The sequence below is a fragment of the Caulobacter sp. LARHSG274 genome (genome assembly GCF_052871235.1).
Genome location: NZ_JBIXJO010000005.1, coordinates 82,446 through 108,070 on the forward strand (window position 1 = coordinate 82,446; position 25,625 = coordinate 108,070).

Annotated in this window: 27 protein-coding genes and 1 pseudogene; 10 read left to right on the top strand and 18 right to left on the bottom strand. The window is 68.0% G+C overall.

The features are described from left to right. Positions 1–19: 19 nt before the first annotated feature. Together ACIPQB_RS11930 and ACIPQB_RS11935 are read right to left on the bottom strand one after the other, a co-directional pair. A complete protein-coding gene (locus ACIPQB_RS11930; protein ID WP_446485447.1) occupies positions 20–670 on the bottom strand; it encodes a DUF3052 family protein in 651 nt (216 codons plus the stop codon). After that, on the bottom strand, positions 670–1,467 hold the full coding sequence (locus tag ACIPQB_RS11935) for a crotonase/enoyl-CoA hydratase family protein (RefSeq protein WP_446485448.1): 798 nt from the start codon (positions 1,465–1,467) through the stop codon (positions 670–672). The genes ACIPQB_RS11930 and ACIPQB_RS11935 overlap by 1 nt, the downstream gene beginning before the upstream one ends. A gap of 323 nt (positions 1,468–1,790) precedes the next feature. Here ACIPQB_RS11935 and ACIPQB_RS11940 point away from each other — a divergent pair, with 323 nt between their 5' ends. The 4 genes from ACIPQB_RS11940 (at position 1,791) to ACIPQB_RS11955 (ending at position 3,866) form a co-directional block, all read left to right on the top strand. Continuing rightward, positions 1,791–2,147: a response regulator gene (locus ACIPQB_RS11940; protein WP_446485449.1), complete on the top strand. Its 357-nt coding sequence runs from the start codon at positions 1,791–1,793 to the stop codon at positions 2,145–2,147. A 53-nt stretch (positions 2,148–2,200) separates the two neighbouring features. Then, the gene (locus ACIPQB_RS11945; RefSeq protein WP_446485450.1) at positions 2,201–2,815 is read left to right on the top strand and encodes a pyridoxamine 5'-phosphate oxidase family protein; all 615 of its coding nucleotides are present in this window, start codon (positions 2,201–2,203) and stop codon (positions 2,813–2,815) included. A gap of 98 nt (positions 2,816–2,913) precedes the next feature. Beyond that, positions 2,914–3,351, top strand: coding sequence for an antitoxin Xre/MbcA/ParS toxin-binding domain-containing protein (locus ACIPQB_RS11950; RefSeq protein WP_446485451.1), 438 nt, complete (start codon positions 2,914–2,916; stop codon positions 3,349–3,351). Further along, positions 3,348–3,866, top strand: coding sequence for an RES family NAD+ phosphorylase (locus tag ACIPQB_RS11955; RefSeq protein WP_446485452.1), 519 nt, complete (start codon positions 3,348–3,350; stop codon positions 3,864–3,866). The genes ACIPQB_RS11950 and ACIPQB_RS11955 overlap by 4 nt, the downstream gene beginning before the upstream one ends. 303 nt (positions 3,867–4,169) lie before the next feature. On the opposite strand, the gene dksA is transcribed toward ACIPQB_RS11955, so the two are convergent. Both dksA and fliX read right to left on the bottom strand, forming a co-directional pair. Further along, positions 4,170–4,598, bottom strand: coding sequence for an RNA polymerase-binding protein DksA (dksA, locus tag ACIPQB_RS11960; protein ID WP_446485453.1), 429 nt, complete (start codon positions 4,596–4,598; stop codon positions 4,170–4,172). A gap of 174 nt (positions 4,599–4,772) precedes the next feature. After that, positions 4,773–5,198, bottom strand: coding sequence for a flagellar assembly regulator FliX (gene fliX / locus ACIPQB_RS11965; protein WP_446485454.1), 426 nt, complete (start codon positions 5,196–5,198; stop codon positions 4,773–4,775). Between the two features lie 221 nt (positions 5,199–5,419). Between fliX and ACIPQB_RS11970 the strand changes: the two genes are divergently transcribed. The 4 genes from ACIPQB_RS11970 to ACIPQB_RS11985 are packed head-to-tail and all read left to right on the top strand — an operon-like array spanning position 5,420 to position 7,636. Next, positions 5,420–6,547 carry a flagellar basal body P-ring protein FlgI gene (locus ACIPQB_RS11970; RefSeq protein WP_446485455.1) on the top strand — a complete coding sequence of 376 codons (1,128 nt, stop codon included), beginning with the start codon at positions 5,420–5,422 and terminating at the stop codon, positions 6,545–6,547. Beyond that, positions 6,547–6,864 carry a rod-binding protein gene (locus ACIPQB_RS11975; protein WP_446485456.1) on the top strand — a complete coding sequence of 106 codons (318 nt, stop codon included), beginning with the start codon at positions 6,547–6,549 and terminating at the stop codon, positions 6,862–6,864. Before ACIPQB_RS11970 ends, ACIPQB_RS11975 begins: the two co-directional genes overlap by 1 nt. A 4-nt stretch (positions 6,865–6,868) precedes the next feature. Continuing rightward, positions 6,869–7,315 (top strand): flagellar basal body protein, encoded by a 447-nt coding sequence (locus ACIPQB_RS11980; protein WP_446485457.1) that lies wholly within the window; start codon positions 6,869–6,871, stop codon positions 7,313–7,315. 21 nt (positions 7,316–7,336) lie between these two features. Then, on the top strand, positions 7,337–7,636 hold the full coding sequence (locus tag ACIPQB_RS11985) for a hypothetical protein (protein WP_446485458.1): 300 nt from the start codon (positions 7,337–7,339) through the stop codon (positions 7,634–7,636). A 108-nt stretch (positions 7,637–7,744) separates the two neighbouring features. Here the strand turns inward: ACIPQB_RS11985 and ACIPQB_RS11990 are convergent, their stop codons facing one another. The 12 genes from ACIPQB_RS11990 to ACIPQB_RS12045 form a co-directional block, all read right to left on the bottom strand. After that, entirely contained in the window at positions 7,745–9,106 is a 1,362-nt protein-coding gene (locus tag ACIPQB_RS11990) for a glycoside hydrolase family 27 protein (protein ID WP_446485459.1), read from the bottom strand. Between the two features lie 656 nt (positions 9,107–9,762). Beyond that, the gene (metH, locus tag ACIPQB_RS11995; RefSeq protein ID WP_446485460.1) at positions 9,763–12,432 is read right to left on the bottom strand and encodes a methionine synthase; all 2,670 of its coding nucleotides are present in this window, start codon (positions 12,430–12,432) and stop codon (positions 9,763–9,765) included. Then, on the bottom strand, positions 12,429–12,830 hold the full coding sequence (locus ACIPQB_RS12000) for a DUF4259 domain-containing protein (protein ID WP_446485461.1): 402 nt from the start codon (positions 12,828–12,830) through the stop codon (positions 12,429–12,431). Before ACIPQB_RS12000 ends, metH begins: the two co-directional genes overlap by 4 nt. A 2-nt stretch (positions 12,831–12,832) precedes the next feature. Further along, positions 12,833–13,828 (bottom strand): D-alanine--D-alanine ligase family protein, encoded by a 996-nt coding sequence (locus ACIPQB_RS12005; protein ID WP_446485462.1) that lies wholly within the window; start codon positions 13,826–13,828, stop codon positions 12,833–12,835. Continuing rightward, positions 13,828–14,277, bottom strand: coding sequence for a PIN domain-containing protein (locus tag ACIPQB_RS12010; RefSeq protein WP_446485463.1), 450 nt, complete (start codon positions 14,275–14,277; stop codon positions 13,828–13,830). Before ACIPQB_RS12010 ends, ACIPQB_RS12005 begins: the two co-directional genes overlap by 1 nt. Next, positions 14,274–14,723, bottom strand: coding sequence for a hypothetical protein (locus tag ACIPQB_RS12015; RefSeq protein WP_446485464.1), 450 nt, complete (start codon positions 14,721–14,723; stop codon positions 14,274–14,276). Before ACIPQB_RS12015 ends, ACIPQB_RS12010 begins: the two co-directional genes overlap by 4 nt. Positions 14,724–14,784: 61 nt before the next feature. Further along, positions 14,785–15,861 (bottom strand): homocysteine S-methyltransferase family protein, encoded by a 1,077-nt coding sequence (locus ACIPQB_RS12020; RefSeq protein WP_446485465.1) that lies wholly within the window; start codon positions 15,859–15,861, stop codon positions 14,785–14,787. Between the two features lie 86 nt (positions 15,862–15,947). After that, the gene (blaCAU, locus tag ACIPQB_RS12025) at positions 15,948–16,814 is read right to left on the bottom strand and encodes a CAU/MBL1b family subclass B3 metallo-beta-lactamase (RefSeq protein WP_446485466.1); all 867 of its coding nucleotides are present in this window, start codon (positions 16,812–16,814) and stop codon (positions 15,948–15,950) included. After that, positions 16,811–17,767: a methylenetetrahydrofolate reductase [NAD(P)H] gene (gene metF / locus ACIPQB_RS12030; RefSeq protein ID WP_446485467.1), complete on the bottom strand. Its 957-nt coding sequence runs from the start codon at positions 17,765–17,767 to the stop codon at positions 16,811–16,813. Before metF ends, blaCAU begins: the two co-directional genes overlap by 4 nt. Continuing rightward, the gene (locus tag ACIPQB_RS12035) at positions 17,764–18,741 is read right to left on the bottom strand and encodes an ArsR/SmtB family transcription factor (protein WP_446485468.1); all 978 of its coding nucleotides are present in this window, start codon (positions 18,739–18,741) and stop codon (positions 17,764–17,766) included. The genes metF and ACIPQB_RS12035 overlap by 4 nt, the downstream gene beginning before the upstream one ends. Before the next feature lie 97 nt (positions 18,742–18,838). After that, positions 18,839–19,213 (bottom strand): VOC family protein, encoded by a 375-nt coding sequence (locus ACIPQB_RS12040; protein ID WP_446485469.1) that lies wholly within the window; start codon positions 19,211–19,213, stop codon positions 18,839–18,841. 102 nt (positions 19,214–19,315) lie between these two features. Then, positions 19,316–20,275: a 2-hydroxyacid dehydrogenase gene (locus ACIPQB_RS12045; protein ID WP_446485470.1), complete on the bottom strand. Its 960-nt coding sequence runs from the start codon at positions 20,273–20,275 to the stop codon at positions 19,316–19,318. 213 nt (positions 20,276–20,488) lie between these two features. Here ACIPQB_RS12045 and ACIPQB_RS12050 point away from each other — a divergent pair, with 213 nt between their 5' ends. Next, on the top strand, positions 20,489–20,926 hold the full coding sequence (locus ACIPQB_RS12050; protein ID WP_446485471.1) for a hypothetical protein: 438 nt from the start codon (positions 20,489–20,491) through the stop codon (positions 20,924–20,926). 39 nt (positions 20,927–20,965) lie between these two features. On the opposite strand, the pseudogene ACIPQB_RS12055 reads toward ACIPQB_RS12050, so the two are convergent. Together ACIPQB_RS12055 and ettA are read right to left on the bottom strand one after the other, a co-directional pair. Further along, a pseudogene (locus ACIPQB_RS12055) lies at positions 20,966–21,063 on the bottom strand (hypothetical protein); the annotation flags it as partial. A gap of 258 nt (positions 21,064–21,321) precedes the next feature. Continuing rightward, complete coding sequence (gene ettA / locus ACIPQB_RS12060; protein ID WP_446485472.1) at positions 21,322–22,989, bottom strand: energy-dependent translational throttle protein EttA; 1,668 nt, start codon at positions 22,987–22,989, stop codon at positions 21,322–21,324. Between the two features lie 239 nt (positions 22,990–23,228). Between ettA and ACIPQB_RS12065 the strand changes: the two genes are divergently transcribed. After that, a complete protein-coding gene (locus tag ACIPQB_RS12065) occupies positions 23,229–25,604 on the top strand; it encodes a TonB-dependent receptor (RefSeq protein WP_446485473.1) in 2,376 nt (791 codons plus the stop codon). The last annotated feature ends 21 nt before the right edge of the window (positions 25,605–25,625 follow it).

Sequence of the window (25,625 nt, forward strand, 5' to 3'; positions counted from 1 at the left end):
GCCGCAGCCCGCGACCGCCCTACTCTTCCTCGAACCCCGCCTCGTCGTCCTCGACCGGCGCGGCCGGGACCGCCGCCCCGCCCTTGCGGCGCACGAACCGCAGGGCCGTGTGGGTCTTGGAGAAGGCGCAGACCTTGGTGTCGACCAGGCCGCGCTCGCGGGCGGCGGTCAGGATCTCGGCGTCCTTCAGCGGCGCGCCCTTGCCCTTCCGGGCGACGATCCAGATCGCGCCCTTGGCGGCCAGGCCGCCGGCCAGATCCTCCAGCCGGTCGACGTCGGCCAGGTCCTCGACGCCGAGGAACAGCAGGTCGATGTCCTCGTCGGCCTCGACGGGTTCGACCCGGGTCGACAGTTCGTCGAGGAACTCGGCGTCGTCCAGCCCCTCGACCACCACGGTCTGGCCCGGCTTGACGCCCAGCTTGTCCAGCCGCCCGGGCGGGTTCTGGATGGCGTGCAGCCAGGTGTCGGCCTGGCCGGCCGGCAGGGTGAAGCGCGTGCCGTCGGTCAGGACCAGGTCGTCGCCCTCGACCCGCAGGTCGCGCAGGGCGTGGCCCTGGTAGATGCCGCGCACCGCCCCGCGGAAGATCAGCTTCGGCGGCTCCCACAACAGCTTGCCGTCGCTCTCGCCGTCCGACAGCTGGCCCCAGACGCCCTTGGCTTCCTTGCCCATCACGACCCCCGGAAGCTGGGCTGGCGTTTTTCGAGGATGGCGTCGACGCCCTCGATATGGTCGTCGGTGTGGTGGGCGATGGCCTGGGCCATGGCGCTCATCTCCATCAGGGTGTCGTAGCTGGCGCTGGCCCCCTGGCGCAGCAGGGTCTTGGCCATGCGCAGGGCGTGAGGCGGCTGGGCGGCGATCCGCTCGGCCAGGGCCAGGGCTTCGTCCATCAGGGTCTCGGCCGGCACCGCCTTACTGATCAGGCCCCATTGCTCGGCCTTGGCCGCGTCGATGACGTCGCCGGTGAACAGCAGCTCGGCCGCCCGGCTCATGCCGATGGTGCGCGGCATCAGCCAGGCCCCGCCGTCGCCGGGGATCAGGCCCAGCTTCAGGAAGGTCACCCCGAACCGGGCGCTGTCGGCGGCGATGCGGATGTCGGTCATGCAGGCCACGTCGCAGCCCAGGCCGATGGCCGCGCCGTTGACCGCCGCGATGGCCGGGACCTCCAGGCCGTAGATGGCCCGGACGATGCGGTGGATGTTCCTGCGATAGCCGTCACGGACCCGCACGCCGTTGCCGCCGAACGCCCCCTCGCGGGCCTTCATCGCCTTGACGTCGCCGCCGGCCGAGAACGCCCGGCCCGCTCCGGTCAGGATTACGCAGCGGATGTCCTGGTCGTCGTTGATCGCCTCGCAGGCGGCCGCCACCTGGTCGCCGTCGCCCGGCGCGCCGAGAGCGTTCATCGCCTCGGGCCGGTTGAGGGTCAGGATCGCGACGTGGCCGCGCCTTTCGGTGAGGATCAGGGACATGTCCGGCGCGCTCCTGCTGGCCTTTTGGCGTCCTGCATAGCGCAATTTCCCCGGCCGCAGGCAAGCGCCGGCCGTCACCGGACGGCGTTCTTCGAAACGCTAGGTAATGCGCCCTGCATCCGCCCGGTCGGGTAAGTCTTCGAGCGATCTGACATCGTTGTCACAAGTCCATGACAACAGGCGGCGGCCTGCGAACAAGTCGCAGCGGCGAAACGATGGAAATTTTTGCGAGCTTGACCGTAGAAACCATTAGCGCCAAAGGGAATCATAGGCTTGTAGTAGTGCTTAGGGACGATTTTGAAGAGCGGCGGCGTCCAGTGCACATGTCTCGACGGCATGCTTTGATCATCGAGGACGAGATCCTCATCGCGATGGAGGTCGAGGCTTTGCTTGAGGAGCAAGGTTTCAACAGCTTCGACATCGCCGAGAGCCCGCAGGAGGCGCTCGACTGCGCGCTTCGGCGGCCGCCGGACCTGATCACCGCCGACTATCGCATCATCGGCGGCACCGGCGTCGAGGCGGTCAGCGCCATCCTCGCCCGGCTGGGGCCGATCCCGGTGGTCTATGTCACCGGCAACGCCGACCAGCTGGGGGCCCGCACCCGCGCCGTGGTCGACAAGCCGATCTCGCCCCGCCGCCTGGCCGAGGCCTGCGCCGCGGCGCGCGGAGCGGCCGCCTAGGTTTTCAACCCGGCCATCCAGGCTATGCTGGGTCCCTTCCGGAGGGCCCGCCCATGACCGTCATCGACAGCCTCGAAGCGCTGGAAGCCCTCTATGCGCCGGGCCCGGCCGCGGCCTCGACCGTCAAGGTCAGCGACCGCATCACCCCGCACTACCGCGCCCTGATCGAGGCCTCGCCGTTCCTGACCCTGGCCACGGTCGGCCCCGAGGGCCTGGACTGCAGCCCGCGCGGCGACCAGCCCGGCTTTGTCCGCATCCAGGATGACCGCACGCTGATCCTGCCCGACCGGCGCGGCAACAACCGCATCGACAGCCTGCGCAACGTGGTGCGCGACCCGCGGGTGGCGCTGATGTTCCTGATCCCCGGCTCGGGCACCACGTTCCGGGTCAACGGCCGGGCGGCGGTCAGCGCCGATCCCGAGCTGCTGAAGAGCTTCGCCGTCGACGGCAAGGCGCCGCGCACCTGCCTGGTGGTCACCGTGGTCGAGGCCTATTTCCAGTGCGCCCGGGCCATCGTCCGCTCGGGGCTGTGGCAGGCCGAGCGCCACGTCGACCCCGACGCCCTGCCCTCGCCCGGCGCCATGCTGGCGGCGATGAGCGCCGATGCGGTCGGCGGGCCCGACTACGACAAGGCCTGGCCCGAGCGGGCGGCGGCGAGCCTGTGGTGAAGCGGGGCGTCCATGGGCCCGGCTTCGAAGGGCCTCATGCTTGTAGTTTGCGCCGATTACCGGTATTTTGGCCGCATTAACGGTCAATGGAGCGGCATGTGGAACCGGCGCCGAAGAAGATCGCGACCCCGAAGGGGCTCCCGCCGGCGCGCAAGGTCGCCCGTTCACGTCCTCAGGGCCGGCTGTCGATCGCCAGCCTGATGGACGAACGCGGGACCGTGAAGGTCGACGACGTGGCCGACGCCTTTGCGATGTCCAAGGCCCAACTGGCGGAAACCGCCGGCTTGGCCCGTGAAGTGTTCCAGAAAGCCAGCCGCCGCGGCGGTCCCAAGGCGCAGACCCGCGTGCGCGAGATGCTGGAGATCATCAGCCTCGTGCAGGGTTGGGCCGGCGGGCCGGCCCAGGCCATGGCCTGGTACAGGGCCGAACCGATCCCGGCGTTCGGCGGGCGGACGGCCGAGGCGCTCGTCAAGTCGGGCCAGGCCGGCGCGGTCCGCGACTATGTCGACCATCTGGCGACCGGCGGCTACGCTTGAGGTTCACGGGCGAGTGCTTTCGCGCGCACGACCCGAACTGGTCCTGGACGCCGCTCTCGGGCGCCGGCGCGGCGCTCAAGGGCCGGCGCTTCAACTGGCCGGGCCTTGAGACCCTCTATCTGTCGCTCAGCTACCACACGGTGTTTCGCGAGGTTTCGGCGGGCTTCGCCCACCGGCTGACCCCCTATGTCCTGTGCAGCTACGACGTCGACTGCAAGGACATAGCGGACCTTCGAACGGAGGCCGAGCGAACGGCTCTGGGCGTCTCCCTGGCCGACCTGAACTGCGCCTGGGGAGACGCGCTGATCGGCGGGCGCGAGCCGGAGTCGTGGGCCGTCGTCCGTCGCCTGCTTGCCGAGGGCTATGCCGGCGCCCTCGTCCCGAGCTTCGCCGCCGGGGCGAGCGTCGACGACCAGAACCTGGTGCTCTGGCGCTGGGGCCCGGACCTGCCCCACAAGGTCACTGTTTACGACCCGACCGGCAAGCTGCGGAAGAATGCGCCTTCCTCGACGTGACGCTGCGCCTTGCGACCTCGGGCATGACGATCCTGTACTGAAGCGCCCACCCCGGGTCCGTCTCCCCGGCGAAGGCCGGGGCCCAGATCATAGGACTGTGTATTTCGGATAGGCTGCCAGCACGACGACTGAACCTGGGCCCCGGCCTTCGCCGGGGAGACGGACGAAAATGATGAGCCAGTCCGAAATCATCCCGCCCTAGATTCGCGCGGCGCCGATCTCTCCCTGGCGACGGAAAACAAAAACGGCCCCGCCGTGAGGCGAGGCCGTTCGAAACACATCCAGTCGAAGGTCAGCAGACCTTCAGTCGTCGCGGTGAACCCGTTCGCGACGCTCGTGACGTTCCTGGGCTTCCAGGCTGAGCGTGGCGGTTGGCCGCGCGTCCAGCCTCGCCAAACCGATCGGTTCGCCGGTCTCTTCGCAATAACCGTAGGACCCGTCCTCGACCCGGCGCAACGCTTGGTCGATCTTGGAGATAAGCTTTCTCTGACGGTCACGGGTGCGCAGCTCCAGCGCCCGATCAGTTTCCGACGACGCACGATCGGCGAGGTCGGCATGGTTTTCAGTCTCGGCTTGGAGATGGGTGACCGTCTCGCGAGATTCGCGGAGGATCTCCTCTTTCCAGGCCAGCAGCTTTTGCTTGAAATATTCAAGCTGCCGCTCGTTCATGAAAGGCTCGTCGTCCGAAGGACGATACGAGTCTGGCGCCTTAAGAACACTGGCCGTTTGCATTAACGCCTCACGCCCCGATGAACTCCGCCCAGGTCGGGCGGGGTGCTTATACCAAAACGATAGCCCCGTTCAATGAACGTCGCGTGAGCGATGCGTTCACCCCCATGCGAGGACATCGTTTTCCTGGGCATATTCGCGAATGGGCTCGGAGGAAAGCGCCGTTTCGTCACAGCCTCACCCTCGGGCCTGTTCGAGCTTGGCGGCCTCGACGGCGGCGCGGGTCTCGATCTCGTTGAGCAGGGATTCCAACTTGGGGTCGTCGGTCGCCTCGCGATGCTCGCGCACGGCGCTCTTCAGCCGCGACAGGGTGTCGGTCGAGACCGCCCCGTCGAGCATGGCCAGCTTCATCGAGTCGAGCAGGTCGAGCAGGCCCCCGGCCCGCTTCACCGCCCGGCGCTTGCGCTCCATCGGGTCAAGATCGGCCTGCAGGGCCAGCAGGGCGTCCAGCGAGCCGATCCCGGCCACGCCGCCCGTCTGGGCCAGGCCCGCCGCCGCGCTCGCGCCGCCCACCGACGGCAGGGAAAAGCCCGAACCGCCGCCCGTCGGCTTGGCCCGTGATGCGCCAACCGCGCCCGCGCCTCCCGTCCCGGAAACCTTCATGACGAAACGTCGCCCCAAACCTGCGAACCGGGAGTCGCCTCCCGAATGGACGCCATCTTGTCAGGGCGGCGCTTGAAGTATGGTTAATGCCGGGCAGAATCTGCCGAAGCGGAATGTCGCAGGCAGAAAATCACCGCCTTTCGACTGATTTCATTGAGTTTTTTCGTGGCCCGCTTCTGGCATGGGGCGGCGCGGGGACAAGCCCCCGCCGCAGGATCGCCATGTCTCGTTCATTCTTCACCCCCGTTCTGAGCCTCGCCCTGGCCGCGACCGCCCTGATCGGCCTGCTTGCGATCGGGGGCCCGGCCGCCGCCTCGTCGCGGATCAAGGACATCGTCGCCTTCGAGGGCGTGCGCGACAACCAGCTGATCGGCTACGGCATCGTCGTGGGCCTCAACGGCTCGGGCGACAGCCTGCGCAACGCCCCGATGACCAAGCAGAGCCTGGAGGCCATGCTCGAGCGCCAGGGCGTCAATGTCCGCGACGGCAACCTCAACACCAAGAACACCGCCGCGGTGATGGTCACCGCCAACCTGCCGCCGTTCTCGGCCGCCGGGGCGCGGATGGACGTCACGGTCTCGACCCTGGGCGACGCCAAGAGCCTGCTGGGGGGCACCCTGCTGGTCACCGCCCTACAGGGCGCCGACGGCCAGACCTATGCGGTGGCGCAGGGCTCGGTGCAGACCGGTTCGGTCTCGGCCGGCGGGGCCTCGGGCAGCTCGGTGACCAAGGGCGTGCCGACCGCCGGCCGGATCGCCGCCGGCGGCATCATCGAAAAGGAGACCGGCTTCCAGATGGTGAGCATGGAAGAGCTGCGCATGACCCTGCGCAACCCCGACTTCACCACCTCGCGCCGCATCGCCGACGCCATCAACGGCAAGTTCCCCCACTGCGCCCAGGCTCAGAACCCGACCATCGTCGCCATCCGTCCGCCGGCCGGCATGGACATGATCAGCTTCGTGACCGCCATCGAGAACCTGGAGGTCGAGCCCGACGCCCCGGCCAAGGTGATCATCGACGAGGTGGCCGGCGTCATCGTCATGGGCGACGACGTCCGCATCAGCCAGGTGGCGATCGCCCAGGGCAACCTGACCATCTCGGTCCAGGAGACCCCGGCCGTCAGCCAGCCGGCCCCGTTCAGTCAAGGCCGCACCGCCGTGGTCCCGCAGTCGACCGTCAGCGTCAACGAGGAGACCGGCAAGAAGCTGCTGACCCTGGGCGGCGGCGCCTCGCTCAAGAGCCTGGTCGGCGGCCTCAACGCCCTGGGGGTCACCCCGCGCGACATGATCTCGATCCTGCAGGCCATCAAGGCCTCGGGCGCCCTGCAAGCCGACATCGAGGTGATGTGATGAGCGCTCTGTCTACCCTCGCCACCCCGGCGATCGACACCGTCGGCCCGACCGCCGCCTCGACCGCCGAGCTGCTGCGGCGCGGCAAGATTCGCGACACGGCCCAGAAGTTCGAGGCCTCGTTCCTGTCGGTGATGATGCAGTCGATGACCGCCGGCATGAAGACCCCGGAGATCGGCGGCGGCGGGGCCGGCGAGGACATGTTCAAGTCGCTGCTCGGCGAGGAGATGGCCAAGCAGGTCGCCAAGGCCGGCGGCATCGGCGTCGCCGCCGCGGTGCAGAAGGAAATGCTGAAGATGCAAGGCTTGAAGGAGTAGCGCCATGGCCCTGACCGCCATCGATTCCGACGACCGCGTCGAGCAGCTCATCCTGCTGACCGAGCGGCTGACCGACCTGATCGCCCGGCAGGCCAACGCCTTCGAGGCCCGCCGCCCGCACGAGGCGGCGCAATATGTCGACGAGGTCGCCAAGCTGGCCAACCTCTATCGCCATGAGTCGGCGCGAGTGCGGGCCAATGTCGCCCTGGTCGCCCAGGCCGCCCCGGCCCGCCGCCAGCGGCTGGTGCGCGCCACCGAGGCCTTCGACGCCGTCCTGGCCCGCCAGGGCCGCGCGGTCGGCGCCGCCAAGACCGTCACCGAGGGCCTGGTCCGCGCCATCGCCCAGGAAGTCGCCGACCAGCGCCCGCAGGCCGTCGGCTACGGCCCCGGCGCCCAGGGCGCGGCCTATCGCCAGAACGGCACGGCGATCACCCTTAACCAGCGGGCCTAGGGGGTGAAAGGCGCGGCGGGCGTGGATTGTCCTGCAGCGTTTGAAGCGACGTTTCGCGGCGAGGACGGCGACTACCGCCTGTCCTACCGCCCGAACGCCGACAAGGGATCGATCCAGACGACGATCGGCGGCGTCGAAATGACCTGGTTGGTCGATTTCGTCGAGAAAACCCCCGACGAAGAGTGGGAGCTTGGCGGTCTCACCCGAGGAACCGAGGCTCTCTGGGACGACGTGTACTGGTTTGAATTGCGGACGACGCAGGGCGCCCCTCTGAATTTCTGGGGCGATCAGGTCGTGGTTCGTTCGGATGCAAGCGCGTAGCGCCCGACCCTAGATTTGAGGGACACACGCTCATTTCCAATCACGGCCTTTCGCCCAAATGTGCGTTGGGGGAAATGAGTGTGTGTCCCTCAAATCGGCTCCCTAAAATCAACCCGCGGCGAGACGGTAGAGGCCCCCGCCGTGCGGCGGCAGCGGCGCCGAGAAGCGGCCGGAGACCTTGCCCAGATCGGCGCGCTTCCAGAGGTCCCGCGCCGAGACCGAGGCGGGCAAGCCGACGAGCTTGAGGTCGACCCCGACCTCGCGCGGCCAATCGTTCGTGTTGAACAGCGCCAGATAGGCGTCGCCGTTGGCCGCCTTCGCCGTCCAGACGCGGACGCCGTCCTCGACGAAGTGCGGGCGATTGTCGTGCGAGGCCTGGTTGACGGCGATGACCTCGGGGTTGGTCAGCAAGGCCTTGGTCGGCGCATCGAGATGGCGCAGGTCGCCGCCCATGATCAGCGGCGAGCGGGCGATCGACCACAGGGTCATCAGGGTGCGCTGCTCGTCGGGGGTGAACTTGGTGTCGCGCTCGCCCAGGGCCAGGCGGCCCAGCGGCAGCATGTCGGCGTCCGGCCAGCCGCCGTCACCGATATGGGGCGACCAGTTCTCCAGGCGGGTGAACTGGGCGTGCAGCATGTTCCAGTCGTCCCAGAAGTCGTCCGAGATGCGCCACATCTGGGCGTGCCGGTGCGCATGGTCGCCGCGCACCACGGGGGTCTCGCCGGGCGACATGGACAGGAGGATCGGCCGGCCCGAGCGGCCGATCGCGCGGTGGATCGCCTCGATCTCGGCCATGTGGGCGTCATAGGGACGGCACAGATCGTCGACCTTGACGAAGTCCACGCCCCAGGAGGCCAGCAGGGCGAAGACGCTGTCGTAATAGGCCTGGGCGCCGGGCTTGCTCATGTCGACCCCGTACATGTCGGGGTTCCAAGAGCAGATGCTGCGCTTGTCGACGATGTCGGCGATCGAGATGTTCGTGCCCAGCACCTTCAGGCCGCGCTCGACCGCCAGGCGCGGGGCGCCGCGCATCAGGTGCACGCCGAAGCGCAGGCCCAGGGCCCGGCAGCGGTCGGCCAGCGGCTTGAAGCCCTGACCGCCGGCGCTCGACGGGAAGCGGTTCGGCGCGGGCAGCAGGCGGCCGTGATCGTCCAGGGTCGGGACCGGCTTGTCGATGTAGGTGTAGCCGCTGGCGCTGGGCTCGTACCACTGGATGTCGACGGTCAGAATATCATAGCCGGCGGGCAGCAGCTCGCGGGCCATGATCTGCGCCTGCTCCAGCGTCTGGGCCTCGGTGATGGTGGTGGCGAAGCTGTTCCAGCTGTTCCAGCCCATCGGCGGGGTCGGAGCCAGGAGCGCCTTCTTCGCGGTCGGCTTCGGGGCCGACTTGGTCGCCGCAACGGCGGGCAACGCTGCACCCAGGGCCGCGGAAGCGCCCAGCAGGCCGCGGCGGCTCAGGTTGGTCTTCATCTGCAGCACTCCCCAATGTTTCTTACGGCGGTCAGCGACGAGGCGCCGGCGCGATAGCGCTCGACTCCTATTGTCTGACTTATCTAGCGCAACGAGGCGCCCTCGGCCAGCCGCGCTATGGAGCGGTTCGCGAGAGCGACGCCGCGGTCCTTTGGGTGTTGGGGAATGGCGCCGGCAAGACCCGTGAGGTCAAGCGCCCTGGAGGTTCGGCTTCCCGCTCCCCTTCCCCGTCATCCCGGACACAACAAGGCTCGGGATGACAGCTGAAAGTGAGAGCGAAAACTCTGACAAATCATAGCGGAGGATTTTGGGGAGACGCCATGACGCCGGACCCAGGCCTGCCCAGAGCGCATTGATTTTAGATCGACGCGCTCTCCCCTTCTTCCGTCTTCCCGGCGAAGGCCGGGATCCAGATTCATCCGGAGCGGCTCGTGGGTTTCACCTGGGCCCCGGCCTTCGCCGGGGAGACGGGGATTTGAGAGCCGCGATTCAACTTGAAGAAAACGTGCTCTAGGCGTCGAGCGTAGAGGCGACGCCCTCGTCCTTCGACAGGCTCAGGATGAGGGCTACGGGCAAGGCGGTTCCGTAGAATTCCTCATGCTGAGCCTGTCGAAGGACGAGGAATTCGGTCCAAGATCGCCGACTGTCCACAGGTCCTACGCCGCTTCGCCCTTCACCCGCGCCGCCGGATCGTAGTTGAGGATCGGCGACAGCCACTTCTCGGCCTTGGCCAGGTCCCAGCCCTTGCGGCGGGCATAGTCCTCGACCTGGTCGAGATCGATCTTGCCGACCCCGAAATAGTGGCTCTGCGGGTGGCTGAAATAGAAGCCGGAGACCGCGGCGCCGGGGCTCATGGCGTAGCTTTCGGTCAGGATCATGCCGGTGGCCTTCTCGGCGTCGAGCAGTTCGAACAGCGCGCCCTTCTCGGTGTGGTCGGGCTGGGCCGGATAGCCGGGGGCCGGGCGGATGCCCTGGTACTTCTCGGCGATCAGGCGGTCGGCGTCGGCGTCCTCGTCGGGGGCGTAGCCCCACAGCTCGACCCGAGCCTTCCAGTGCAGCCACTCGGCGAAGGCCTCGGCCAAGCGGTCGGCCAGGGCCGAGGCCATGATCGCCGAATAGTCGTCGCCGGCGTCCTTGAAGCGCTTGACGATCTCGTCCTCGCCATGGCCGGCGGTGACGGCGAAGCCGCCGACATAGTCCGCCCCCTGGCCGATCGGCGCGACGAAGTCGGCCAGGGCCGCATTGGTCTTGCCGGCCCCCTTGTCCATCTGCTGGCGCAGGGTGTGCAGGCGCGACAGCTCGGTCGTGCAGCTTTCGTCCGTATAGAGAACGATGTCGTCGCCGTCGGCCTGGGCCGGCCAGAAGCCGATCACCCCCCGGGCTCCGAACCAGTTCTCGGCCACCACCTTGTCGAGCATGGCCCGGGCGTCGCGATAGAGGTCGGTGGCGGCGGCCCCGACCACGTCGTCCTCGAGGATCTGCGGATAGCGGCCGATCAGCTCCCAGCTGGCGAAGAACGGCGACCAGTCGATGAACGGGACCAGCTCGGCCAGGGACGGCCCGAAGCTCCGCACGCCGATGAAGGCCGGCTTGGGCGGCGTATAGCCGGCCCAGTCGATGGCGAACTTCTTCTTGCGGGCGTCGGCCAGGCTGGTGCGCGCCTTGTTCGACTGGCCGCGGGCGTACTGCTCGCGGATGCGGACATATTCGGCCCGGGTCTCGGCCTGCAGGCGATCGCGCTCGCCCGGCGACAGCAGGCCCGAGACCACGCCGACGGCGCGGCTGGCGTCGAGCACATAGGTGGTCGAGCCCTTGTGATAGGCCGGCTCGATCTTGACCGCCGTGTGGGTGCGGCTGGTGGTGGCGCCGCCGATCAGCAGCGGCATGGTGAAGCCCTGGCGCTCCATCTCCGAGGCCACGAACACCATCTCGTCCAGCGACGGGGTGATCAGGCCCGACAGGCCGATCATGTCGACCTTGTGGGCCTTGGCCTCTTCGAGGATGCGGTCGGCCGGGACCATGACGCCCAGGTCGATGACCTCGTAGTTGTTACATTGCAGCACGACGCCGACGATGTTCTTGCCGATGTCGTGGACGTCGCCCTTGACGGTGGCCATCAGGATCTTGCCGGCCGCCTCGCGCGGCTTGCCCTCCTTCTCGGCCTCCATGAACGGCATCAGCCAGGCCACCGCCTGCTTCATCACCCGGGCCGACTTGACCACCTGCGGCAGGAACATCTTGCCCGAGCCGAACAGGTCGCCGACCACGTTCATGCCGTCCATCAGCGGGCCTTCGATGACGTGCAGCGGCCGCTCGGCCGCCAGCCGCGCCTCCTCGGTGTCCTGCTCGATGAATTCGGTGACGCCGTTGACCAGGGCGTGGGTGATGCGCTCGGCCACCGTGCCCTTGCGCCATTCGAGATTGGCGGTCTGGACCTGGCTCTTGTCGCCCTTGTAGCGCGGGGCCATGTCGACCAGGCGCTCGGTGTTGGAGACATTGGTGCGCTGCGGACGGTTGAGGATCACGTCCTCGACGGCCTCGCGCAGCTCCGGATCGAGGGCGTCATAGACCGGCAGGTCGCCGGCGTTGACGATGCCCATGTCCATGCCGGCGTTGATGGCGTGGTAGAGGAACACCGAGTGGATGGCCCGCCGCACCGGCTCGTTGCCGCGGAAGCTGAATGAGACGTTCGACACCCCGCCGGAGATCCGGGCGTAGGGGCAGCGCCGCTTGATCTCGGCCGTCGCCTCGATGAAGTCGACGGCGTAGTTGTCGTGCTCCTCGATCCCGGTCGCCACGGCGAAGATGTTGGGATCGAAGATGATGTCTTCCGGCGGGAAGCCGACCTGGTCGACGAGGATGCGGTAGGCCCGCTCGCAGATCTCGACCTTGCGCCGGGCGGTGTCGGCCTGGCCGACCTCGTCGAAGGCCATGACCACGACGGCCGCGCCGTAGCGCAGGCACAGCTTGGCCTGTTCGATGAACTTGGCCTCGCCTTCCTTCATCGAGATCGAATTGACGATCGCCTTGCCCTGGACGCACTTCAGGCCGGCCTCGATCACCTCCCACTTGGAGCTGTCGATCATCACCGGCACCCGGGCGATGTCGGGCTCGGCCGCCATCAGGTTCAGGAAGGTGACCATGGCCTGCTTGGAGTCGAGCAGGCCCTCGTCCATGTTGACGTCGATGACCTGGGCCCCGGCCTCGACCTGTTGACGGGCCACCGACAGGGCCTCGCCGTAATTGCCCTCGACCACCAGCTTCTTGAACTTGGCCGAGCCAGTGACGTTGGTGCGCTCACCGATATTGACGAAGACGGGTCTCATTGGGCTGTACTCAAGGTCGTTTGCAGGGCGGCGATCTGGGTCAGCCACGCGTCGTGGCCGTCACCCTCCTGCCAGAGTTCGTCGAGTTCGGAGGCCGGGGCCACCACCCGCGCCAGGGCGGCGCGGGCCAGGGCGACGGCGCCGACCGGCGGCGCGCCGAGGGCGGATTTCAGTTCGTGGTGATTGTCGGGCAGGACGGTAACCTCGCCGACGGCGGCCGCGACGATAGCGGCGGCGGCCACGGCGATCGAGCCCTCGGGCGCTTCCAGATAGCCGGACTGCTTGGTGACATAGTCGAGCGCCTGCACGACCGTGCGCCAGTCCGGCGCCTCGGCCAGGTCGTCGATGAAGTCCAGCGCGTCATCGTTGTCGAAAGGTCCGTCGGCCCAGGCGTCCATGGTCAAGCCGCCTCAGCCTTGGCCCGGGCGACCGCCAGGGCGATCTGGCCGTCCAGGAAGTCCTTGAACCCTATGCCCTGGGCCTTCAGCGACTTGGGATACAGCGAGGCGGCGGTCATGCCCGGCAGGGTGTTGATCTCCAGGAAGATCGGGCCGTTCGGGGTGACGATGAAGTCGCTGCGCGAATAGCCGCCGGCCCCGACGGTCTTGTGGGCCCGCAGGGCGGCGTCCTGCATGGCGGCATTGACCTCGGCCGCGAAGGTGGCCGGGCAGATCTCTTCCGTCGTCTTGGCCAGGTACTTGCCGACATAGTCGAAGGCGCCGTCGGCCGGGCGGATCTCGACCGGCGGCAGGGCGAAGACCCGGCCGTCCTGCTCCAGCACCCCGCAGGTGGCCTCGGCCCCGGCCACGAACGGCTCGATCACATAGGCCTCGCGGGCGGCCGCCTCGGCCAGACGCTCCAGGTCGGCAGCTTCGTTGACGAAGATCAGGCCGTAGCTGGAGCCGTCGGCCACCGGCTTGGCGACCAGCTTGCCGTATTTCGCGAGAGCCGCCGGGGCGTCGGCCAGGGCGACCGTCAAGGGCGCGACGACGCCGGCCTTGGCCACGGCGGCCTTGGTGGCGATCTTGTCGAAGGCCAGGCGGCTGGACTTGCTGTCCGAGCCGGTGAAGGCCACGCCGCGCGCCTCGCACAGGGCGGCCAGGTCGCCGTTCTCGGCCGCGCCGCCATGCATGCCTAGCACCAGCACCCGGTCCTCGGCCTTGGCCTTGTCGAGCGCCGCATCGATCCCGCCGATCGGCGCGCCTTCGGTCGGCAGGTCGATCTCGAACGGCCGCTCATGGGCCTGCAGCACCGCGTCGCTGGCCACATAGACCTGGTCGTCGGGCGCCCAGAACCACAGGTCGGCCTCGGGCAGGGCCTTGGCCAGGGCTTTGGCGCTGGCCACCGACACCAGGCGCTCGCGGCTCATGCCGCCGAAGAGGATAGTTGTACGCATCAGGCTTCCAAAAGCTCACCGGCGCGGACACTGAGGCCGCCGCCCTTGGCGAAGGGGTTTACGATTTCCACATTGCCCAGTCGCTCGCCGTCGCCCATGTCTTCGGTGAGCAACACCGTGCATCCAGCTTCGTCGGCCGACGCCAACAACAGGGCGTCCCAGTAAGAGCGGTGACCCGAGGAAAGCTGCCCCAAGGCGCGATCGACTGCGTCGCGTGAATAGGCGAAGGTTTCGAAGGTCTGGAGCAGGTTGTAGCCAAATTGAGCCGCCTTCCAGTTCGGGGTCTTGAACTTGCGCCGCAGCACGTTCTGCACTTCGCCGACGACCTGGAGCGCCAACATGGTCCTGCGCTCGGCGAGCGCTCGCACGACCAGTTCGGCCGTGGCGCGTTTCTCCGGCTCTTGATCGTCGAACAGATAAACGAAGACGTTGCTGTCAGCGGTGATCACAAGCCCTCGCGATCCAGTTCGCGATCGTGCATGTCATCGCGCGTGATCACGACGCCAGTGTTGCGATAACTGTCGCCTCTGAGGCTCAGAAGAGCTTCCAGCGCCGACTTCCGCGCCTCTTGCGTACGCGCGAGCGGCGCGAAGATCAGACGCGAGCGTTCCGACGCGCCCTCATCCTCCGCTTGGGGCAATTCGATGGTGACCACGTCGCCGCGACGGCTGGAATAGAGCTCCCGCCAGAAGTCCTGCATGCGGCCGATAGGACGAATGCCCGTCGTGGGGCGGCCGTCGCGGCCGTCGTCCATCTTGCGCCAGGCGCCGCGAACACCATCCACGACAAGGTCCACGGTCTCGCCGCCCCGCAGGCCGAGCACGCGCTGGCTCACGTCTCCGCCGTGAATATGCTTCACCCAGATCACAACATCTCGAACGGCCGTGCGCGCCATTGCCAACCTCCGCGGAACAGGGGGGTCACACCCACACCCCAGCATACCCCTATAGACCCCATTAGGCCAGCTCGAACGGTTCCAGCCCCGCCAGGCGCATGGCCTTCGGGCGCTCGGGAATGGCGCGGGGCGTGACGCCGCGCACCTCGTCGGCCACGTGCTTGATGTGGTCGGGGGTGGTGCCGCAGCAGCCGCCGAGGATGTTGACGATGCCGTCCTTGGCCCAGTCGTGCAGCTCGTGGGCGGTCTGGTGCGGCTCCTCGTCATATTCGCCCATGGCGTTGGGCAGGCCGGCGTTGGGATAGGCCGCCACCAGGGTGTCGGCGATGCGGGCCATCTCGGCGATGTGCGGCCGCATCAGGTCGGCCCCCAGGGCGCAGTTGAAGCCCACGGCGAACGGCTTGCAGTGCTTGACCGAGTTCCAGAACGCCTCGGCCGTCTGGCCCGACAGGGTGCGGCCCGAGCGGTCGGTGATGGTGCCGCTGATCCAGATCGGCAGCTCTTCATGGCCCTCGTCGACCAGGTCCATGATCGCCTTGATCGCGGCCTTGCAGTTGAGGGTGTCGGTGATGGTCTCGATCAGGAACAGATCGACGCCGCCGTCGTGCAGCGCCGCCACCTGCTCGCGATAGGCCTGGTAGACCTGGTCGAAGGTCACCTTGCGCGCGCCGGGGTCGTTGACGTCCGAGGACATCGACAGCATCACGTTCAGCGGCCCGATCGAGCCGGCCACGAAGCGCGGCTTTTCCGGCTCCTTGGCCAGCCACTCGTCGGCCACCGACCGGGCGATGCGGGCGCCCTCGTAATTGATGTCGCGAACCACGTCGGCGCCGAGGCGGTAGTCGGCCTGGGCGATGGTGGTGCCGCTGAAGGTGTTGGTCTCGGAGATGTCGGCGCCGGCGGCGTAGTACTGGTGATGCAGGTCGGCGACGATGTCTGGCCGGGTCAGGCACAGGATGTCGTTGTTGCCCTTCATCTGGCCGTCATAGTCGGCGAAGCGCTCGGCGCGATAGTCGGCCTCGCCGAGCTTGCGCTTCTGGAACATCACGCCCCACGAGCCGTCGAGGATCAGGATGCGCTGCTTGGCGGCGGCCTTCAGGGCGGCGATGCGTCCGGCCCGGGTGGTGAGATCGGTCATGGTCAGCTCCTGCCGGGGGTATCGGGTCTCCGGCCGTTCGGGTCTTTACTAGCGCTTCGCACGGAAGCGGATGGAGAACGCGGGGATCATGGCTTGCGAGCGCTCTGCTGGCGCGCCAGTTCCTTGTCGAACGCCGCCTCCGACGCGGTGACGAAGCGGGCCAGCTCGCCGGGGTCGATGAAGGCGTTGACGTCGCCGGCCAGCATCTTCTTGCGCTTGTCCAGCAGGTGGCCCTGTTCCTCATGGGCGGGCAGCATCACGTCGGTGGGCAGGGCCTTCAGGGTCGCGAAGCTGGCGCGGTAGTCGGCGACGATGGTCCTGTAGGTCTTGTTGCCCACGAGAACATTGCCGGCCACCGAGGTCGAGCACGGAAAAGTGACGTTCAGCGGCCGCCCGCGGTCGACCACCTGGGTGGTCCAGGTGGTGCAGCCGATCGTGTGGCCCGGCGTCAGGTGGGCGACCAGGGTGGCTTCGCCCAGCTTCAGCTTCTGGCCGTCGCCGAACGTCTTGTCGACCTTGACCGGCGCGAAGGACGTCAGGCCGTTGTCGTTGTCGCCGAAGTGCTGGCCCTTCTTCAGGGCCGGCTCGTCGGGGCGCGAGGCCCAGACCCTGGCGCCGGTGTCGGCCTTCAGCTGGGCCAGGCCGCCGGCATGGTCGAAATGGGCGTGGCTATTGATCAGGACCTTCACGTCCGGGAGCTTGAAGCCCAGGGCCTGGATATTGGCCTCGATCAGCTTGGCGCCGGCCGGCGACGGGCCGCTGTCGAGCAGCACATGACCTTCCGACGACGAGATCAGCCAGGCCGACAGCCCTTCGGAGCCGACATAATAGATGTTGCCGACCACGCGGTAGGGCCGGATCGGCTTGGACCAGTTGGCCGGATCCTCGGCCCGCGCCGCGCCGGCCGTCGCCAGGGCCAGGACCGCCAGGAGGATGGAGGCCGCCGGTTTCACGCCGCCGCCTCCGACGAGGCCGGCGCGCGCTCGCGCACGCCCAGCACGCGGCAGATGGCGTAGACCAGGTCGGCCCGATTGAGGGTGTAGAAGTGGAAGTCGGAAAAGCCCCGCTCCTGCAGCTTGGCGCACATCTCCGAGGCGACCGAGCAGGCGATCAGGCGGCGGGTGTCGGCGTCCTCGTCCAGGCCGTCGAACAGGTTGGCCAGCCAACCGGGCACCGCCGTCTGGCAGGCGGCCGACATCTTCACCAGCCCCTTGAAGTTGGTCACCGGCATGACGCCCGGCACGATCGGGATGGTGATCCCGGCGGCCCGCACCTTGTCGACGAACCGCAGGAAAGCGTCGGTGTCGAAGAAGAACTGGCTGATGGCCAGGGTGGCGCCGGCGTCGACCTTGGCCTTCAGCACCTCGATGTCGTGCGCGATCGACGGGCTCTCGGGATGCTTCTCCGGATAGACCCCGACCAGCACCTCGAATGGGGCGATGCCCTTCAGGGCCGCCGTCAGCTCGGTGGCGTTCCTGTAGCCGTCCTCGCGCGGCACGTAGACGCCGCCGATGCCGCCCTCGCCGGGAGGCGGGTCGCCGCGCAGCGACACCACGTGGCGCACGCCGGTCTCCCAATATTCGCGGATCACCTCGTCGACCTCCGCCCGGCTGGCCCCGACGCAGGTCAGGTGGGCGGCGGGCTTGAGGGTGGTCTCCTCCAGGATGCGCTTGACCGTGCGGTGGGTGCGCTCGCGCGTCGAACCGCCGGCCCCGTAGGTCACAGACACGAAGGCCGGGTCGAGCGGCGCCAGGCGGTTGATCGCCGCCCATAGGTTCTGCTCCATCTGCTCGGTCTTGGGCGGGAAGAACTCGAACGAGACGCGCGGGCGGTCGGTGCGCTCGCCGGCGCGGGCGACCGGACCGATGACGCGGCGGGCGTGGGGCGGACTGGCGGGCGGGGTCATGCGGCGCTTCTTTCGGCGGATTTCACGGCGGGACGGCGGGCCGTCCAGATCTTGACGGTAAGCCCCTCGGCCGAGATCGGCGGCAGGGCGATGTTGCTGTCCGGGACCAGGCCGGCGGCCTCGATCCACGGCAGGATCTCGGCGTCGGCGAAGCCCAAGCGGCGGTGCTGGTGGACCTCGCGCAGGAACTCGTGCTCATGCGGCGCGAAATCGGCGATCAGCAGCATGCCGCCGGCGGCCACCAGGCGCGCGGCCTCGGCCACCGCCGCGGCGGGATCGCCCAGATAGTGCAGCACCTGGTGCACGGTCACCAGGTCGGCGCAGCCGCCCGGCAGGCCGGTGGCGAAGATGTCGCCGTGGCGCAGCTCGCAGCGCGCCAGTCCGGCCTTGGCCACCTCGTCGCGGGCGATGTTGAGCATCTGCTGCGACAGGTCCAGGCCCAGGGCCGCGCCGGTTCGCCGGCCGAACAGCGTCAACATGCGGCCGGAGCCCGCGCCCAGGTCGACCATCTCGTCGAAAGGCCCCTCGCCGGCCGCCTTCAGGATGGCGTCCTCGACCTCGGCCTCGTCGACATAGAGCGAGCGGATCTCGTTCCAGCGGGCGGCGTTGCGGGCGAAATAGGCCTGGGCGCCGGCGGTGCGCTCGGCCCGCACCAGGGTCAACTTTTCGGCGTCGGATCGCACTGTCGCGTCCTCGGCGTCGATCAGGTCCAGCGCCTGGTCGATCAGGATTCGGCCTGGCGATTTCCGCGCCAGGCGGTAGAAGACCCAGGCGCCGTCCGGGAAACGCTCGACCAGCCCGGCCTCGGCCAGCAGCTTCAGGTGGCGCGAGACCCGCGGCTGGCTCTGGTCGAGGATGCGGCACAGCTCCAGCACCGACAGCTCCTCGGTCGCCAGCAGGGCCAGCACCCGCAGACGGGTCGATTCCCCCGCCGCGCGCAGCAAATCCACAACCTGTTCAGCCGACGTCTTCATAGGGATATAAAGATATCTTTATGTCCCATTTGGCAAGTGAAATCCGATCGGGGCGAGCCCGCGAACGAGCGAAACGCCGGCGCCCCGGCGCGGCAAACTATGCCTCTTGAGACGGCTTCGACGGCTCCCAAAGCTCGATCTTCACCCCGACGGGGTCGATCAGCCAGGCGAATCGCCCCATCTCCTCGTCCTGCCGCCCGGTCGGCTCCACGCCCTCGGCCGCCGCCTTGGCGAGCACGCCATCCAGGTCGTCGACGATGAAGTTGATCATGAACGGCGCCTGGGACGGTTCGAAATAGCGGGTGTCGGCGGCGAACGGCGACCAATTGGCGAAGCCGGTCTTGAGAGACTTGAACATGACCCCGCCCCAGTCCTGCACCTCGAATCCCAGCACTCGGGCGTACCACGCCCGCACGGCGGCGGGATCCTCCGCCTTGAAGAACACCCCGCCCACCCCGAGCACCTTGGCCATCCGGACCTCCCTCAGCGCCGCTCAGATCCCGCGCGCCCAATCCTTGTTTCCAAGTCTGTGACCAGGCCCGCGGCCGCGCAAGCGCGTCAATGGACCGTGGGCCTAGCCGTCCACCGGCGAGGCCAGCATCTCGCCGCGGAAGAACCGGCGCAGGTTCTCCACCGTCAGGCTGACCATAGCCGGGATGCTGTCGAGGGTCGCGCCGGCGGTGTGCGGGGTCAGGACCGTGTGCGGCACGTCCGTCCAGCGCAGGGCCGGCGTCGGCTCCTGCTCGAACACGTCCAGCGCCGCCATGCCCAGGCGGCCGTCCTTCAGGGCGGCGATCAGGGCGTCCTCGTCGACCAGCGAGCCGCGGGCGACATTGACCAGCAACCCCTGCGGCCCCAGTGCCTCGATGACCGCCTGGTTGATCATGTGGCGGTTGGCCGGCTCGGAACGGGCGCAGACCACCAGGATGTCGCTGTCGCGGGCCAGGTCGAGCAGGCTCCTGGCGCGCGGCAGGTCCGTCTCCTTCGGATGCGGCCCCCACCACGAGACCTTCAGGTCGAAGGCCTCCAGCCGCCGGACCACCGCCTCGCCGATATGGCCCAGGCCGACGACGCCGGCCCTGCGGCCGCGCAGCCCATGCCGCGGGCTCATCCGCTCCATGCTGGTCCAGTGGCCGGTGCGCAGCTTGCGGTCGCCCTCGACGATGGCCCGCCAGGCCGCCAGCATCAGGCCCACCGCGTGGTCGGCGACGTCGCCGGCGTTCAGGCCGGTCGAATGGCTGACGGCGATGCCGTGCGCCTTGCACCAGGGCACGTCGATGCCGTCATAGCCGACGCTGACGCAGGCGATCAGGCCCAGCCGGGGCATCTCCGACAGAAGGTCCTTGGGCAAGGTCATTTCGCCGGCGTGAACGATGGCGCGGACCTGTCGTCCGGGTCCGTCCAGGAAGGCCAGCCGGTCGGGATAGTCCCACAGCCGATGGACCTGATAGGCGTCCTCCAGCAACGGCTGGAGGGGCATCAGCATCTCGTGCGAGATCAGGACGTGGGGCTTCTCGGCAGGGGCTTGGGGCATGGGATTCCTCCATTCCGAGATGGTGTCTTCTCACCGCGTATCAAGCTACCCCAGTTGCGGCCCGGCGCTACCCTGGACAACCCCTGGTTACCACACGATCAGGTCGCATTGCGAAACACGACTATCGGGACGGCCAAGCTGTGAACCTTCAGCGCTGTGCAGGGTTTCATTGCGCATGGCGCCGCCCGGCGCCCGCACGTCTGGAGGACTTCCATGTTGATCAGAACGCTCGCCGCCGGCGCCGCGCTGGCCATGCTCGTATCGGGCGCCGCCACGGCCGCGCCGCAGTCCAAGGCCAAGGCTTCCGCCGCCGTCGCCAGCCCCAAGCAGCCGATCCCCTACGCCCAGCTCGACGCCTATCTGAAGGCCTCGCCCAAGGCCCGGGCCAGCAAGGACTGGTGGAGCGGCTCGGCCGCGACGGGCATGTCGACCGACACCTCGGCCACCATGCCGCCGGCCGCCAGCTCGACCGACACTTCGGTGAATCCGTCGGCGACTACGCCGCCGGCGTCCTCGACCACCATGCCGGATTCGTCGACATCCATGCCGTCCACCCCGCCGACCTCGCCCGACGCGACCACGACGCCGCCCGCCTCGTCGACCACGCCCGACGCGACCGCGACGCCGCAGACCCCGACCGAGCCGAAGTAAGGCTTAGGCCAAACGACGACGGGGCGGCCCTCGCGGGCCGCCCCGTCCTTCGACAAGCTCAGGATGAGGACGAATTTGACGGCCGTTCAGTAGAAATCCTCATCCTGAGCCTGTCGAAGGACGAGGATTTCTCCCACCGCCGGCGTGAGCCAGAACTCTCAAGTCTTTCCAACCGGACAGCCGTGGGCACAAGGCCCGGGATGACGCGGGAAAGGAAGCGAGGGAGCGAACTCAAGAGCCCTTGGCATCACCCCGTCTCCCCGGCGAAGGCCGGGGCCCAGGTTCAGCCGTCGTGCTGGCCGCCTATCCGAAACACGCTGCCCTACGATCTGGACCCCGGCCTTCGCCGGGGAGACGGAGTGGGGTGGACGTGTCGATCTGACCTAATCCCGCCCCTACCGCGCGAACTTCTGGAACTTGATGCGCTTGGGGATCAGGCTGTCGGCGCCCAGGCGGCGCTTCTTGTCTTCCTCGTACATCTCGAAATTGCCCTCGAACCATTCGACGTGGCTGTCGCCCTCGAAGGCCAGGATGTGGGTGGCCAGGCGGTCCAGGAACCAGCGATCGTGGCTGATGACCACGGCGCAGCCGGCGAACTCTTCCAGGGCCTCTTCCAGGGCCTGCAGGGTCTCGATGTCCAGGTCGTTGGTCGGTTCGTCGAGCAGCAGCAGGTTGCCGCCGGTGGCCAGGGTCTTGGCCAGGTGGACGCGGTTGCGCTCACCGCCCGACAGCAGGCCGACCTTCTTCTGCTGGTCGCCGCCCTTGAAGTTGAAGCTGCCGACATAGGCGCGGGAATTGATCTCGCGCTTGCCGACGATCATCACGTCGGTGCCGCCGCTGATCTCTTCCCAGATGGTCTTGTTGGCGTCCAGCGCGTCGCGGCTCTGGTCGACATAGGACAGCTTGACGGTCTCGCCGACCTTGACCGTGCCCTGGTCGGGCTGTTCGCGGCCGGTGATCAGCTTGAACAGGGTCGACTTGCCGGCCCCGTTCGGGCCGATGACGCCGACGATGCCGTTGGGCGGCAGCTTGAACGACAGGTCCTTGAACAGCACCTTGTCGCCGTACTCCTTCTCCAGGCCGGTGACTTCCAGCACCACATTGCCCAGGCGCGGGCCGGGCGGGATCTGGATGTGGGCGTGGGTCTGGGCGGCGCGAGCGTTCTCCTGGGCCGCGACCATTTCCTCGTACGAGGCCAGGCGGGCCTTGGACTTGGACTGGCGGGCCTTGGGCGAGCTGCGCACCCATTCCAGTTCGCGGGTCAGGGCGCGCTGGCGGGACTCGGACTCCGACTGCTCCTGGACGACGCGCTTCTGCTTCTGCTCCAGCCAGCCGGAATAGTTGCCCTCGTAGGGAATGCCCTTGCCGCGGTCGAGCTCGAGCGTCCATTTGGTGACCTGGTCGAGGAAGTAGCGATCGTGGGTGACCAGGATCACGCAGCCCGGGAAGTTCTCCAGGTGGTGCTGCAGCCAGGCCACCGACTCGGCGTCCAGGTGGTTGGTCGGTTCGTCCAACAGCATGATGTCGGGCTTGCTGAGCAGCAGGCGGGCCAGGGCGATGCGGCGCTTTTCGCCGCCCGACAGGCTGTCGATATTGGCGTCGTTGGGCGGGCAGCGCAGGGCGTTGATCGCCATCTCGACCTTGGAGTCGATGTCCCACAGGTCGCGGGCGTCGATGATCTCCTGGAGCTTGGTCATCTCCTCCATCAGCTCGTCGGAGTAGTCCTCGCCGAGCTTGACCGCCAGTTCGTTGTACTGGTCGAAGATCAGCTTGTCCTCGCAGTCGGCGATGACATTGCCCCAGACGTCCTTGGTCGGGTCCAGCACCGGCTCCTGCGGCAGGTAGCCCCGGCGCACGCCCTCGGCGGCGCGGGCCTCGCCCGAGAACTGGTCGTCCAGGCCGGCCATGATCTTCAGCAGGGTCGACTTGCCCGAGCCGTTGACCCCGACCACGCCGATCTTGGCGTCGGAATAGAACGACAGCCAAATGTTCTCGAAGACCTTCTTGCCGCCGGGAAAGGCCTTGGTCAGGCCCTGCATCTGGAAAATATATTGCTGAGCCATGGGGGGCTTCGGTTCTCGCTGGATCAGGGGATCGTGGGTCGGGCGCTCAGATAGCCCTCAGGGCGCGATTGCGCAATGTTCCCGGGCGCGATGGGCCGTCGGGCCGCCGTCATCGCGCCGTCGCCTTTCCGTCCGCTCGCCGACACGGAACTGTCGGCGAACCGTCGCCGAGCGCTGTTACCCGAAGGCCCCAAGCCGGCGCCGTCCTCCCCTGAGCGCCGGCGTGGGGATTCAAGATCATGAGACAATACCTGATGTTGAGCGCGGCCGCCTGCGCGCTGCTGCTGGCGACGCCGGTCCTGGCCGCCGAAACCGCCGCCGCGGCCCCGGCCCCCGCGGCGACCGAAGGCGCGGCCGACGCCACGGAAGTCGACGCGGTCATCGTGCTGGGCCAGGGCCAGAGCCGTCAGGTCCAGACCATCAACACCACCCAGATCGAAGTGCTGGCCGCCGGCTCCAGCCCGCTGCGCGCCGTCGAGAAGCTGCCCGGCGTCAGCTTCCAGTCGGCCGACGCCTTCGGCGCCTACGAGTGGTCGACCCGCGTCGCCATCCGCGGCTTTGACCAGAGCCGCCTGGGCTTCACCCTCGACGGCGTGCCGCTGGGCGACATGAGCTACGGCAACTACAACGGCCTGCACATCAGCCGCGCGATCGCCAGCGAGGACCTCGGCAGGGTCGAACTGGCCCAGGGCGCCGGTTCGCTGTCGACCGCCTCCACTTCGAACCTGGGCGGCACGCTGCAATTCTTCTCCCGCGCGCCGTCGGAAGAGTTCCACGTCCGCACCGACGCCACGGCCGGTTCGGACTCCATGTACCGGCTCTATGGCCGCATCGACACCGGCGCGATCGAAGCCCTCGGCGGCCTGCGGGCCTACGTCTCGGCCGTCGACCAGAAGTCCGACAAGTGGAAGGGCGGCGGCGAGCAGAAGCAGCGCCAGTACGACCTGAAGTTCGTGCTGCCGATCGGCGACGTCGGCTCGATCACCGCTTTCTGGAACCATTCCGAACGCCGCGAGCAGGATTACCAGGACATGTCTTTCGACATGATCAAGCGCCTGGGCCGCGACTGGGACAACTTCCAGCCCGACTGGAACAAGGCGATCGGCGTCGGTTCGGCGCTGAACAACATCAACAACTACCTGTCGGGCCAGCTGGACCCGTCCTCGGGCTACTGGACGGGCGTGGGGACCAATCCCTACGCCGCCTACGGCGTGGCCAATCCCGACGACGCCTATTACGCCGGGGCCGGCATCCGCGACGACGACCTCTACGCCGTCACCCTGAAGCAGGACCTGGGCGACAAGGTCCGGGTCGACCTCACCACCTACGGCCACAAGAACCGCGGCCAGGGCCTGTGGTACACGCCCTACACCGTCAGCCCCGGCTACGGGACGGCCGGTTCGACCGCCGCGCCACTGTCGATCCGCACCACCGAGTACAATATCGAACGGGCCGGCCTGATCGGCGACCTCTATGTCGACCTGGGCGCCCACGCGCTCAGCGCCGGCTTCTGGATCGAGGACAACGACTTCCACCAGGCCCGCCGGTTCTATGCCGAGACCCTGGCCAAGCCGTCGCGCGATCCGCTGGACTTCCAGTCCAACCCGTTCAAGACCTCGTGGGAATACCGCTTCAACACCAAGACCACGACCGGCTACGTCCAGGACGTCTGGACGGTGAACGACGCCCTGAAGGTCAATTTCGGCTTCAAGGCCCTGAAGGTCGAGAACGAGGTCTCGACCATCGCCGGCAGCCCCATGAGCGGCAAGATCGAGTCCAAGGACAGCTTCCTGCCGCAGGTCGGCGCGGTCTATGATCTGCACAACGGCGTCGAGCTGTTCGGCGGCTACACCGAGAACATGGCCGCCTATGTCTCGGCCGCCACCTCGGGCCCGTTCGCCTCGCAGAACCAGGCGGCCGTGAACTATGTCCGCGACAACCTGCAGCCCGAGACCTCCAAGACCTTCGAAGGCGGCGTCCGCTACAAGAACGACCGCTTCCAGGGCGTGGCGGCGCTCTATCACGTCGACTTCAAGAACCGCCTGGCCAGCGCCAGCACGGCCCCGCCGATCTTGGGCCTGCCGGCGGTGCTGTCGAACGTCGGCGCGGTTGAGACCAAGGGGATCGAGTTGGCCGGCCAGTACCGCCTGACCGACGCCTGGTCGCTGTACGGCTCCTACGCCTACAACGACTCCCAGTATGAGGACGACGTGGTGGGCGCGGGCGGCGTGGTGGCCATCCACACCAAGGGCAAGGACGTGATCTTCACGCCCAAGAACCTGGTCAAGGCGACGCTGGCCTACGACCAGGGCGGCTTCTTCGCCAATCTCGGCGTCAGCTACACCTCCTCGCGCTGGTACACCTTCGAGAACAAGGGCGGGAAGGTCGACGGCTTTACCGTGGCCGACCTGACCGTGGGCTATCGCTTCCAGGCCACCGAGGGCTTCCTGCACGGGCTGGAGGTGCAGGCCAATGTCACCAACCTGACCGACGAGGACTACATCTCGACGGTGGGCTCGGGCGGCGCGGCTCAGTCCGACGTCTCGGGCACGGCCATGACCCTGCTCCCCGGCGCGCCGCGCCAGGGCTTCGTGACGGTGCGCAAGACCTTCTAGGCCGGCCGGATCTCAGCCAAA